The sequence below is a fragment of the Alteromonas sp. V450 genome, assembly GCF_001885075.1.
In the GTDB taxonomy this organism is placed as follows: Bacteria; Pseudomonadota; Gammaproteobacteria; order Enterobacterales; family Alteromonadaceae; genus Alteromonas.
On the sequence record NZ_MODU01000004.1, the window covers coordinates 4,216,395 to 4,229,360 of the forward strand.

Genomic DNA, 12,966 nt, shown 5'->3' on the forward strand with positions numbered 1-12,966 from the left:
AGGATAGGTTTTAACTTATAGTTGAAACTGTATAGCTAAGTTCAACGCGCCTCAACTGAGGCGAGTTTCGAACTTTTCGACTACCAAAAAGATGAAAGTCATACTTCGATAATGAAGTCGTGTAATATGCTATTTTTAGAAAATTCTCAGAATTAACATTAAGAAAGCAAGGAAGGATATGTTTTATCTTTTTCCGTTTGGAAAGGTTCCAAAAAGCGAGCGCGTTATAATTTACGGTTTGGGCGAGGTAGGCCAATCATTTCTGCGGCAACTCAACGTTGTAGGGCTGTACGAATGCATTTACGTATCAGACAAGAAAATAGCGTCTACCGATGAACAAGGTAGTACCGTGTTTTTACCTGAAAAGGCTCTTTTTCTATTACCAAACTATCCCATCGTCATAGCGTCACTCAAATTTGGAAACGAGATTAAAGCTAGATTGATTTCTCAAGGGATCAGTGCAGAAAGACTAACTACAATAGACAGCAGTTATGTAATGCAAGATAGCCAGTTAGCGCCTCATTCTTACGATTGGAATCAATATTATAATAACGCTGAAGGGCATAACGAAGCGCATTTTAACTCGTATCTGAAGCCTTTGATTGATAAATATCAATTTGATTTTTCGAAGGTTGTGGACTTCGCCTGCGGCAAGGGGAGAATTGCTGAAATTCTTAAAGGGTTGTGTGAACAATTGATATGTGTAGATACTAACCCTGAAGCCATAGCCCACTGTACTGAAAGATTTTCAGACAGTAAAAATGTGATTTGCAAGGTAAGCCAGCCACAGTCAATCCCTGTTGAGAGTACCAGTGGTACTTTTATATGCAGCTGGGACGCAATGGTGCACTTTGATTACAGAACTATAGACTACTTAATGACAGAATTTAGCCGAATCTTGAGAAAGGGAGGGCAGGCTGTTCTTCATCACTCGAACGCGAGGGAGCACAGCAACTTCGAAGCAGACACAAACTGGCGTAAGAACCCTCATTGGCGAAGTGAGTTTAATGCCAAAGACATGGCTCATATCGCTCACAAAAGTGGTTTTGTGGTGGAAGAGCAGATATTCGTTGATTGGGAAATTGAGGCACTGGACTGTATTACTGTGTTAAAAAAATGCTAGAAAACGTGCCTACGTCGCAAGGTGCTATTGAAAAACTGAACATATCTGCTTACAAGTAATTGCACGGTAGATGCACGCAAGATTATGGTTTTATGATACTTTATCTTTATCAAAAATAGATATGGACATCATATAAAGTGAAGCGATTCGCCATCCTCCCTCTTCTTGCCTCTTTCAGTACTTTCAGTAGCACCTTTCAGTGTGAAAGTGAGTTTGAATGGCTAAAAAGTACGTTTGAAAACAACGATGCTGGTTTTCAATATAGCGTTGAGAAAAAAGGGCTCGACCTTTATTCGGCTCACAATAATGACACTCTAACTCGAATACACAGTGCGAAAAGCGAAGCGCTGTGTCACACGGTGCTTCGCGACTGGCTTGCGTTTTTTCGCAAGGGTCATGTTGGTCTTGCGCTAAATACGAATGGTTCAGTGGAAGCGGTACGCGGATCGGTAGTGCATGATTTCGACTTGTCGGCATTCAAACAGTATTTGAAAAGCCAAGGTGACGAGACACTGGAAGGGATTTGGCAATTCTCAAGCTACAGGGTTGCGTTAAAACAAGAAGGTAATGTTCATAAGGCTTATATCGTTGAAAGTACCAACCCTTCATGGAAGGCGGGGCAAGTAAAGTTCATCGTTAACGACCCTGCTGACAACAATACTGCAAGAGTGACATTTTTTATGGGCGATCACTCCGCCCGACAAATCGATACCATGACACTGTTGGGTAACAATGAAGTGGTGTTGGGCAATAGCTTTATCGTTATGTCGCGAGAGGAACCGCGACAAGAATCATCGCCTGAAATAAAACGCTATGTGCGCCTACTTAGCACAAAAGCTCCGCTATTCGAAAAAATTTCAGAGAACACAGTATTAGTTCGCATACCGGCTTTCGATCATGCCTTCAAAAAAGACATCGAGGCGGTTATCGCTAAAAACCTAGACACGATTTTAAACACTGAAAACCTCATTATCGACATCCGAGGAAACGGTGGTGGTAGTGACGTAAGCTATGCGTCTTTACTCCCTATTTTATACACCAACCCTATTCGCACTGTAGGTATGGAATACTTATCGACCGAGCTTAACAACGCTAGAATGCTTGGCTTTTTGCAAAACCCGCATTTTAGTGAAGAAGAAAAGCAGTGGGCCAAAGACGGGTACGACATTCTTCAGCAACACATCGGCAGCTACATCAACATTGATGACGATATAACGGTGGAGACATTCAATAAAATTGAACCTCTGCCCAAAAGTATTGGCGTACTCGTTGATTCAAGCAATGGCAGCACCGCTGAGCAGTTCTTGCTAGCGGCTAAACAAAGCAAAAAAGTAAAGTTGTTTGGGCAAACCACCGCAGGTGTACTTGATATTTCTAACATGTATCAAACTGATTCGCCAAGCGGTACTTTTACTTTGTATTACAGCCTGACTAAAAGCTTACGCATTCCGCATATGGCCATTGATGGGGTAGGTATTCAGCCAGACTATTATATCGATGAAGAACTTCCCCTTTATCAGTGGACGTCTTATACGAAAAAGATACTTGAGGGCATGTAAACCCCTATAAACGGCAAGCATACGGTGATTTGCGAGTAACTAAGACCAAACAGGTTCATTGAACTGGTATCATGGTGCGTCGTCAAAATAATAATGGACCAACATTTATGGATTCAACGTCACGCCCCAGCCTGTTTCAGCGTTACATGAATGGCAGTTTGGTACTGCAAATTATCATCGGTATTGTATGTGGTATTGCGATAGCGAGTTTTTCATCTTCAGCTGCTCAATCAGCAGGGCTATTGGGTAACTTATTTGTAAAAGCCCTAAAAGCAATTGCTCCTTTATTGGTTTTTGTTTTGGTCATGGCATCCATTGCCAACCATAAGCAAAACGAGCAAACCTTCATCAAACCCGTGCTTGTGCTTTATTTGTTGGGCACACTTCTCGCTGCGCTCACCGCCGTGTTGGCAAGCTTTGCTTTTCCTACAAGCTTAAGCTTAGTGACATCAGAAGTTAGCCAAGCTGCGCCGAAAGGTGTATCGGAAGTCCTTACTACTTTGCTTTATAACATGGTAGATAATCCCGTAAATGCATTAGTAAACGGAAATTACATTGGTATTCTCACGTGGGCTGTAGGTCTAGGTTTAGGACTCCGCCATGCTAGCGAGGCTACAAAAGCGCTACTTCAAAATATGGCAGATAGCGTAACAACCGTGGTGGGTTTTGTTATTAAACTCGCGCCATTCGGTATTTTCGGCTTGGTAGCCAATACCATTGCCACAACGGGCTTTGAAGCATTGCTTGGCTATTCCCATTTATTAACGGTACTCATTGGCGCAATGCTATTTATCGCACTTGTGACCAACCCTTTATTAGTATTTTTGGCAACCAAAAAGAACCCCTATCCTTTGGTGTTCAAGTGCCTGAAAGAAAGCGGTATTACGGCATTTTTTACCCGAAGTTCGGCAGCGAATATTCCGGTAAACATGGCGCTGTGTAAACGCTTAAAGCTTGATGAAGACACCTATTCGGTATCTATTCCGTTAGGCGCCACCATTAATATGGCTGGGGCTGCGATCACAATTACCGTGTTGACGCTAGCTGCGGTTAATACCTTGGGAATTTCTGTAGATTTCCCTACTGCTGTATTGTTAAGCGTTATCGCTGCGGTTTCAGCATGTGGAAGTTCAGGTGTTGCAGGCGGTTCGTTATTGCTTATTCCGCTTGCCTGTAGCCTGTTCAATATACCCAATGAAGTGGCTATGCAGGTGGTTGCGGTGGGCTTTATTGTTGGCGTACTGCAAGACTCTGCCGAAACAGCATTAAATAGCTCCACTGATGTCTTGTTTACCGCCGCTGCGTGTGAAAGGGCAGGCGGCCAGTAAACATAAAAGCGTCAAACGTTAAAGCGTTAAACAGTTTAAGTGTGCGAGCTTACTGCATCTACCGCTTCAAAAATTAGCCGTGCAGCCAGCTTTGCTGTGCGGCTATCAATATCATAATTGGGGTTCATTTCAGCAACGTCACACAGTCTCCATTGGTACCCATAAGTGCTTTGGTGCTGTGCTAAAAAGTGCAGCGTGTTGATAACAAGTGTGGGGGAAATTCCCAATGTACTGGGCGCGCTAACGCCAGGTGCTTGTGCTGCTGGAAATGCATCTAAACATACAGTGACGTAAAGCTCATCGATATCTTTTAGCATCGGAGATAGCAGCTCATCTATTCGCTGCATACACAGTGAGTCATCATTTAACGCCACATCGGTTAAATAGCGCGTGTTGGACGTATTGGCAAAGGTAAACAGCGCTGGTGTATTGGCTGCTTTCGATACGCCCAAACAAGCGTAGTGAAACGGTGTATCGTGTAACTGGCAGTGATCATACACTTGCCTGAACGGCGTACCTGAACTGGTGTTTGGTGAAGGCTTTCTTAAATCAAAATGGGCGTCGAAATTAATGATACCAACGCGGGACGTTTTCGACTTAGCACTGAAAACGCCTTGATAGCTACCCCATGCAATTTCATGTCCCCCTCCGAGCCCAATGACCAATCCATCATTCTGTTTGAGCGCATAAGTGATGGCATCGGCATATTGGGTTTGTGCTTGGGCTAAGTTCTCTTTAGCGGTAACATTCCCTAAATCAACTAATGCTGCGCTTGGCCAGTGCCAAGGCAAGTTTGCAAGCGCCTGGCGAATAGCGTTGGGGCCAGCAGCTGCACCTACGCGGCCTTTGTTTATTGCCACACCCAAGTCACACTCAAAACCAACAAGGGTAACGGCGTTGGCTAATGGACTATTTTTGCCACCCTCGGTTTCGCTGACTTTTTGATGCCAACGCAGGCCCTCAATGCCGTCTTCACTGTCTATTCTGCCTTGCCACTTAAACATGTTTACCTTCCTTGAACCTGTTTGCCTTCCTTAAACACCGCTGCGGGACGGTGTCCATTAATACAATAGGCGAGCTCTGCCGGCGTTTCGATATCCCACAGCGTTAAATCAGCAAGCTTGCCTGCTTCAATAACACCTCGGTCGTGCAGCCCGAGTGCGCTCGCCGCGTGTGCAGTAGCGCCGCGTAGTGCTTCTTCTGGGGTTAGCTGAAACAACACACAGCCCATGTTCATCGCGGTAAGGATTGAGGCTAACGGCGAACTACCTGGATTAAAGTCAGTGGCTAAGGCCATGGGCACATTGTGCGCCCTTAGCGCGTCTATCGGCGGCTTTTGTACTTCGCTTAGGTAATAAAATGCGCCTGGTAAAAGCACGGCAACGGTGCCACTTTGGGCAAGGTGGGGAATATCGCTGTCGGCTAGGTATTCGATATGATCAACCGATAGGGCGCCGTATTTAGCTGCTAAAACCGCACCTTTGCTGTCGCTAAGCTGCTCTACATGCGCTTTAAGTGGTAAACCGTGTTCTTGTGCGCAGCTAAAAACCCGCTCTGTTTGTGAGGTTGAAAAACCAATCGTTTCACAAAATACATCAACCGCGTCAGCCAAGTTTTGCGACGCTATATAAGGAAGTGCCTTCTCACAAACAAAGTCGATATACCCGTCTGCGTCCTCAGCAAATTCATTAGGAAGCGCATGAGCGCCTAAATAAGTAGTTTTAATACTCACAGGAAGATGCTGCTCAAGGGATTTAGCAACACGTAACATGCGCACTTCAGTGTCTAAATCCAGCCCATACCCTGATTTCACCTCGATGGTAGTTACGCCTTCCTCACACAGTCGTTTTGCGCGTTTTATCGCCGTGTTAAGGAGGGTGCGTTCGTCAGCACATCGTGTTTTTTCAACCGTCCCTTTAATGCCACCACCGCGCTGCGCAATGTCTACATAACTTGCGCCTTGTAATCGCATTTCAAATTCTTCGGCGCGATTACCGCCATACACTAGATGCGTGTGACAATCGATGAAGCCAGGCAATAGCCATGGGTGTTTGAGCGTCCCACCTTCGTTTTGCGGAATTAGGGTAGTGGCATCTATTACGCTTTTGGCTTGTTTAACTATTTCGCCTAGCGAGTCATCGGAAGGTATTAATGCAGCAATTTTTCCGTCTTTTAGGGCAATAGCATGTGATAGTAACTCGCCGTAAGGCACTTCACTATCTTGCATAGACGCAATGCGAACGTTGTAAATAACCGTGTCGTACTGATAACTCATAACGTGCTCCACTCTACGCCATCATTTATCTAATTTTTTGTCTAGTTGTGCCTAGGCCTTTACTGAGACCTTGCGCAATATTTTAAAAATAGTGTACTTGTGCATACTTGTATATACAAGTATGCTGTTAGCATATTATTAACAATTTAGTTGTGGATAGCCACGATATGCAACCTCGTTATAGGGTAATTAAAACAGCAATTTTGGACGCCATTGAGACCGGTGCAATGAAGCCCGGCAGTCAAGTGCCTTCGGAAAACCAACTAGCACAACAGCACGGTGTAAGCCGGATGACTGCGCGAAGAGCACTAAGCGAAATGGTGGACGAAGGTATTTTAATGCGTAGTCAGGGCATAGGCACGTTTGTGTCTGATAGTCGCCCAATGAGTTCAATGCTAGAGATTAAAAGTATTCGCGATGAAATTGAGTTGCGGGGGCATAGATACACCAACGAAATATTGGTGTTGGAAACGTCGCCAGCCAGTGATGCTATTTCTCAGCGATTAGCTGTTGATGCAGGAGAGCCTGTTTTTCACAGCATTATTGTGCATTGCGAAAACAACTTGCCTGTTCAATATGAAGACCGATGGGTTAACCCTGCGTGGATTGATGACTACTTAGATAAAGACTTTAAAGCACAAACTGCAAATTTTTATCTGAACCAAGTTGCGCCGCTTTCCCAAGCGGATCACAGCGTAGAAGCAGTCATTGCCGAAAAAGATATTGCCCAGGCGTTACTAATAAAGCCTAAAGAGCCTTGCCTAAAAGTTACTCGACGAACGTTTTCGCGTGGGCAGGGGGTTGCTACCGGCGCAGGCGCTGTAGTGAGTTACGCAGTGCTTTATCACCCAGGTAGCCGTTACCGCTTAGGTGGGCATTTAGAGTTTTAAGGTTATGCGTGCCCCAGGCAAAAACCTTAAAGGTACAGCAATTAACAACGTGGCTTTCTATAAAAAATATATGTTGGCGAAACAAAATGCCCAGGAGAAGTTTATGAAACGCCTCGACCCTACAAGAGAAATTCGTGCCCCAAGAGGCAAAACGCTAAATGCAAAGAGCTGGCAAACGGAAGCGCCGCTTCGCATGTTAATGAATAACCTAGATCCAGAGGTTGCTGAGCATCCGCAAAATTTGGTGGTGTACGGCGGAATAGGGCGCGCGGCGCGCGACTGGGCGTCGTACGACAAAATTGTAGAAGTGCTCAAGCGCTTAAATACCGACGAAACTTTGCTTATACAGTCTGGCAAACCAGTCGGCGTATTTCCCACCCACGAAAACGCACCTCGTGTGTTAATTGCCAACTCTAACCTTGTGCCGCATTGGGCAAACTGGGAGCACTTCAACGCGCTGGATAAAGAAGGTTTGATGATGTACGGGCAGATGACGGCTGGGTCGTGGATATACATAGGCTCACAAGGTATTGTTCAGGGCACCTATGAAACCTTTGTTAGCGTGGCTAAAGCTCACTTTGACGGCAGCGCTGAAGGGCGCTGGATTTTAACCGGCGGATTAGGCGGTATGGGCGGCGCACAGCCTCTTGCTGCAACCATGGCAGGTTTTTCAATGGTGGCCGTAGAGGTGGACGAGAGTCGTATAGATTTCAGAATTCGCACGGGCTATCTAGACAGAAAAGCGCATTCGTTAGAAGAAGCTATGCGGCTGTTAGAGCAAGCCAAACAAAGCAATAACCCCGTATCTATTGGTTTGCTCGGCAACGCTGCTGAGGTATTTCCCGATATGCTAGAAAAAGGGATAACCCCCGATGTAGTGACCGATCAAACCAGCGCACACGATCCTCTGAATGGCTATCTGCCGGTGGGTTGGACGCTAGATCAAGCCGAGGCGCAGCGTCAAAAAGATGAGGCGGGTGTTGTTAAAAAAGCAAAACAGTCGATGGCACTTCAGGTAAAAGCCATGTTGGGTTTTCAGCAAGCCGGTGCTGCAACACTTGATTATGGTAATAACATCAGACAAATGGCGTTAGAAGAAGGCATTGAGCATGCCTTTGATTTTCCGGGGTTTGTACCCGCTTATATTCGACCGCTTTTCTGTCAGGGTATTGGCCCCTTTAGATGGGCGGCTTTATCGGGTGATCCAGAAGATATCTACAAAACTGACGCAAAGGTTAAAGAACTCATTCCCGACAACCCACATCTGCATAACTGGCTAGATATGGCCAAAGAACGCATTCAATTCCAAGGCTTGCCCGCGCGTATTTGCTGGGTGGGGCTGGGTGAAAGACAAAAGTTGGGGTTGGCCTTTAATGAAATGGTGCGCAGTGGCGAGCTAAGTGCACCGGTGGTAATTGGCCGGGATCATCTCGATTCTGGCTCGGTAGCGTCACCCAATAGAGAAACCGAGGCCATGCTTGACGGCTCAGATGCTGTATCAGATTGGCCGTTACTAAACGCCCTATTAAACACAGCGGGTGGCGCTACCTGGGTAAGCCTTCATCATGGTGGCGGTGTAGGAATGGGGTTTAGTCAACACTCGGGCGTGGTGATTGTTTGTGACGGTACGGACGAAGCGGCTGAGCGTATTGCCAGGGTGCTTCATAACGATCCTGCCACAGGTGTAATGCGTCATGCCGATGCGGGATACGACATTGCAAAAGACTGTGCTGCCAAGCACAATTTGGATCTTCCGATGGTTAAGAGCGCGGCTAATAACCAAATCCCCGATGGAACAGGCACTCATTCAAGCTCGAACAAAAGCTCTGGCGGGGAGAATTAGTCATGTCGCATTCGTCTTTTTTTACTGAAATCGATGGTGTTAAGCAGCTAAATCTTGTGCCAGGCACATTGACGTTAGATCAGTTGCGCGAAGTGCATCGACGCCACGTTCATTTATCGTTAGATGAAAGTGCAGTACCCGCTATAAACGCCGCCGAGCAAGTAGTACTGAACGTCATAAAAGAAAACCGTACTGTCTATGGCATTAATACCGGCTTTGGTTTGTTGGCAAACACCCGTATTAATGTTGATGAGTTAGAGTTATTACAGCGCAGCATTGTGCTCTCTCACGCAGCCGGCACGGGCGATTTTATGCAAGAAGATACCGTGCGCTTGCTTATGTTGTTAAAAATTAATTCGTTGGCACGCGGCTATTCTGGTATTCGTCTAAGCGTAATAGAGGCGCTCATTACCTTGTTTAATGCTCAGGTGTACCCCGCCATTCCTGAAAAAGGTTCGGTAGGTGCTAGCGGAGACCTAGCGCCTTTAGCCCACATGAGTGTTGTGCTGTTAGGAGAAGGTGAAGCGTTTTATAAGGGAGAGAGAATTAGTGCGACCAAAGCCCTTGAAATAGCGGGTATGCAGCCTATTGCGCTGGCACCTAAAGAAGGTTTGGCGCTGTTAAACGGTACACAAGCATCTACAGCTTTTGCACTACAGGGGCTGTTTTATACGGAAAATGCACTGCATAGTGCTATTGGTATTGGTGCGCTAACGGTTGAAGCCGCGTTAGGTTCTCGCGTGCCGTTCGATGCGCGCATTCATGAAGCGCGCGGACACAAAAGTCAGTGCGATGTAGCGGCTGCGTTTAGAACATTGCTTGACACATCAGAGATTGGTCAATCACATCAACGGTGTGAAAAAGTACAAGATCCATATTCTCTGCGTTGCCAGCCACAGGTGATGGGAGCGTGTTTACAGCAAATGCGCTATGCCCAAGAGATTTTGGTGGTTGAAGCTAATGGGGTAAGCGACAACCCGTTGGTTTTTGTTGAAAATAATGATGACGCTGATACACCAACTGGCGATATTCTATCTGGCGGAAACTTTCATGCAGAAACGGTAGCGATGGCGTCAGATATGCTGGCTATCGCGCTATCTGAAATAGGCGCGCTGTCGGAACGCAGAATGTCGCTAATGATCGATACGCACCTAAGTGGGCTACCGCCATTTCTGGTGGAAAATGGTGGGGTAAACTCGGGCTTCATGATCGCGCAAGTGACCTGTGCGGCGCTTGCTAGTGAAAATAAAACCCTAGCTCACCCCGCATCAATCGATTCCCTTCCTACGTCGGCGAATCAAGAAGACCATGTATCTATGGCCACCTTCGCTGCAAGACGCTTGAGAGACATTTTCGATAATGTAGCGGGTATTTTGGCCATAGAGTGGTTGGCAGCCTGCCAAGGACTAGATTTTAGACGGCCCCTTATTACTAGCGAAAAATTGCAGACGCTTATGCAGCTTTTAAGAGAGCAGGTACCTTTTTACGATAAAGATCGCTACTTTGCACCAGACATCGAAAAAGCAAAGCAACTTATTAAGCAGTATGCGCTTATGGATAAAACACAGCTAAACCTGTTAGGCTAAAATGATCATAGGCTTTGTGTTTTGAGTAAATACAAAGCACATCATAAATAACATAGGGCGTTAACGGTATGAAAGGAAATGGATGTTGGATGAAGTCGCAAAGAGCTCGAATTTCTGTAAAACGTGCTGTATTGGGTTTACTCAGCGCTTCAATTTTTACTATAGCTGGGTGCAGTGACAGTGAGGTAGGCGATGTGTCGCTTGGGCTGTTTACCACGAAAGATATTAAAATAGATGCGCTTCAAGACCCAGTTGTGACAGGCGTGACTTGTCATATTTCAAGTATCGAAGCGAACCTAGATTTGTCTGATCCATCTGACAGTTCTATTGCATGCAGGCAAACCGGCCCCATCACTGCCGAGATGCTAGACGCTATCGATAAGTCAGATTCGGGTGAGGTGATCTTCAAAAAATCAAAAAGTGTATTTTTCAAAAACATGAAGCTTCGACGCATTTATGATGCTGATTCGAAAACGTTGATTTACCTGTCTTATAGTACGAAAGAAACATCTGGTAGCTACAAGCATAGTTTATCTACTGTGCCACTGTGGCAAACGCTCGCGTTTAAGAAGCCCGCATAGACACTAATACAATAGAAAATAAAAATGCCCTCGAGTATAAGGGCATTTTTACCGTGTTAAATAGCTATGCTGTTCACGCCTTCCAAGTGGGAAGTTATCTGTGCGGACAGCTATCAATTAAATAGTTAGAAAAAGCGCGTGTAAACCAGCATAGCACTTAGCGCGGTGTCTTCGTCTGTCAGCGGGCTATCGCTTATACTATCGTCAAAAAATGTGGCGCCAACCTCCAAGCGTGTCATACCGCCGAGAAACTGGCGAGTAGAAACAGCAACGCGAACTTCTGTATTCAGCGCACTATCGCCGTTATAGGCGTTTCGAAATGCGGTGGCTTCTTCTGGGCGAACACCGTAGTAATAATCAACATAGTTGCTGTCTTGGTAATTTACACCTACAGACGGCTCAATCATAAAGTTATCTATTCTAAACCTTTTACCAATGCTGGCTGACGCTTGATAACCGTCGAATTTACCAAGAATATCGGCATTAGTAGACAACGAGTAAACCCAGCTACCCGTGTTATAGTTAAAACCGAATCCAGCCGCGTAGCTGAAATCTCTGTCTTCCATCCCAGTGAATACAGTACTGTCATCTTCTTCATAACCCGCAAATACTGGTACAAGCTGCGCGTTAAGGGTAAAGCCACTGTCGCGATAAAGTTCATAGCTTACGAATGGCCCGTATACCCGCAGTTTTTCACCGGTGTAGCCGATAATTGGAATAGGCACTATACGGTTATCAAAGTCGGTGTACACATCTTGAGATGCGGCTATGCCGAACCCCCACATCCATCCTTGTGGCTGCTGATTTTGGGGAGGTTGTTGAGCCGAAACAAAGGTTGGAAAGAGCAGCGATGCGCTTAAGCTTAATGTTACTAACGAACGTTTCATGATCATAAAAACTATTCCTTTTTTAACCAATACCATACGGGCTCTGTGTTCGATCAATTTTTCTCTTTTTTATTGTGTGTTGTTAAAGAGTTACGCGTGTCTTCCGTTAGCTGGTGGTGCTATTCAAATTGATACTTTAAAAGCGCAATATCTTTAGCAAAATGACGAGATACAAGGTCGATGAGTTCACTGGTGTAGTAACTGCGATAGTTTTCCCTGTCTTTTGCTACGCGTTTGTGGGGGAGATCGATTGAAGGTATCTGTAACCGATGACATATTTTTTTGAAGTCGCGGTCTAAGTGTTCATAGCGGCCAACATAGTCTGTCAACAGGCGCCCGTTTAAATCAATCAGATAGTCAGACTGCAGCTGAAGCGAAGTGTCTATGTGGTATTGATAGTTACGGTTTTGATCAAATTTCCACTTCATAAAGCTTTCAAAATCGTCATAGCCCTGCATTATGTGAGGCCGTTCGCGTTTTATGTGGTGGTATGAGCTTACCTGCAGATCCCATGGATTACGGACAATTGCAAACTTGTAAAGGTTTTCGAAATAGTCTGCTGGCAACATTTCTTTTGCCGCAATTATCCTTGCATGTCGGGGAAAGCGACTGCCAAGTTTATGCGATGTTATTTGGCTAAGCTTATTGCAAATAAACTGAGGTAGCGCGTAACGGTGGCCCCAACGATATTTGGACAGTGCCGTTCTAACACTCGTTCCGCCCGTTTTTGCAATGTGAACAAATAAAAACTGCTTGCTGTGAGATAAGAGCACGGCTATTAAACGTCCTGTAAGTCCTGCGCATTCAACGCGATTCATGTTTTAGTATGAATGCTGTTTGTTACAGATAAATTTATGCAAAAAAAGGTACAGGCGGTATAGCGAAAGTCGGGTT

At 45.5% G+C, this 12,966-nt stretch carries 11 protein-coding genes; 7 read left to right on the forward strand and 4 right to left on the reverse strand.

Annotated features, from left to right (window positions below; translation table 11 throughout):
• Nucleotides 1-178: 178 nt before the first annotated feature.
• The 3 genes from BK026_RS18615 to sstT all read left to right on the forward strand — a co-directional run bounded on the left by BK026_RS18615 (nucleotide 179) and on the right by sstT (nucleotide 4,010).
• A complete protein-coding gene (locus BK026_RS18615; protein WP_071817275.1) occupies nucleotides 179-1,123 on the forward strand; it encodes a class I SAM-dependent methyltransferase in 945 nt (314 codons plus the stop codon).
• Between the two features lie 137 nt (nucleotides 1,124-1,260).
• Complete coding sequence (locus BK026_RS18620) at nucleotides 1,261-2,682, forward strand: S41 family peptidase (protein WP_071817276.1); 1,422 nt, start codon at nucleotides 1,261-1,263, stop codon at nucleotides 2,680-2,682.
• Between the two features lie 107 nt (nucleotides 2,683-2,789).
• The gene (sstT, locus tag BK026_RS18625; RefSeq protein ID WP_071817776.1) at nucleotides 2,790-4,010 is read left to right on the forward strand and encodes a serine/threonine transporter SstT; all 1,221 of its coding nucleotides are present in this window, start codon (nucleotides 2,790-2,792) and stop codon (nucleotides 4,008-4,010) included.
• Between the two features lie 35 nt (nucleotides 4,011-4,045).
• Here the strand turns inward: sstT and hutG are convergent, their stop codons facing one another.
• Together hutG and hutI are read right to left on the reverse strand one after the other, a co-directional pair.
• The gene (hutG, locus tag BK026_RS18630; RefSeq protein WP_071817277.1) at nucleotides 4,046-5,014 is read right to left on the reverse strand and encodes a formimidoylglutamase; all 969 of its coding nucleotides are present in this window, start codon (nucleotides 5,012-5,014) and stop codon (nucleotides 4,046-4,048) included.
• 2 nt (nucleotides 5,015-5,016) lie between these two features.
• On the reverse strand, nucleotides 5,017-6,285 hold the full coding sequence (gene hutI, locus BK026_RS18635; protein ID WP_071817278.1) for an imidazolonepropionase: 1,269 nt from the start codon (nucleotides 6,283-6,285) through the stop codon (nucleotides 5,017-5,019).
• Between the two features lie 167 nt (nucleotides 6,286-6,452).
• Between hutI and hutC the strand changes: the two genes are divergently transcribed.
• From hutC to BK026_RS18655, 4 genes are all read left to right on the forward strand, one after another.
• Nucleotides 6,453-7,175: a histidine utilization repressor gene (gene hutC / locus BK026_RS18640; RefSeq protein WP_071817777.1), complete on the forward strand. Its 723-nt coding sequence runs from the start codon at nucleotides 6,453-6,455 to the stop codon at nucleotides 7,173-7,175.
• A gap of 103 nt (nucleotides 7,176-7,278) precedes the next feature.
• A complete protein-coding gene (hutU, locus tag BK026_RS18645) occupies nucleotides 7,279-9,018 on the forward strand; it encodes a urocanate hydratase (protein ID WP_071817778.1) in 1,740 nt (579 codons plus the stop codon).
• A 2-nt stretch (nucleotides 9,019-9,020) separates the two neighbouring features.
• Nucleotides 9,021-10,604, forward strand: a complete 1,584-nt coding sequence (hutH, locus tag BK026_RS18650; protein ID WP_071817279.1) for a histidine ammonia-lyase — start codon at nucleotides 9,021-9,023, stop codon at nucleotides 10,602-10,604.
• A gap of 89 nt (nucleotides 10,605-10,693) precedes the next feature.
• Nucleotides 10,694-11,185 (forward strand): CreA family protein, encoded by a 492-nt coding sequence (locus BK026_RS18655; RefSeq protein WP_177247929.1) that lies wholly within the window; start codon nucleotides 10,694-10,696, stop codon nucleotides 11,183-11,185.
• 125 nt (nucleotides 11,186-11,310) lie between these two features.
• Here BK026_RS18655 and BK026_RS18660 read toward each other — a convergent pair whose 3' ends face one another.
• Nucleotides 11,311-12,078, reverse strand: a complete 768-nt coding sequence (locus BK026_RS18660; RefSeq protein ID WP_071817779.1) for a MipA/OmpV family protein — start codon at nucleotides 12,076-12,078, stop codon at nucleotides 11,311-11,313.
• Nucleotides 12,079-12,191: 113 nt separating this feature from the next.
• Nucleotides 12,192-12,890, reverse strand: coding sequence for a sulfotransferase family 2 domain-containing protein (locus BK026_RS18665; RefSeq protein WP_256253909.1), 699 nt, complete (start codon nucleotides 12,888-12,890; stop codon nucleotides 12,192-12,194).
• Between the last annotated feature and the right edge of the window lie 76 nt (nucleotides 12,891-12,966).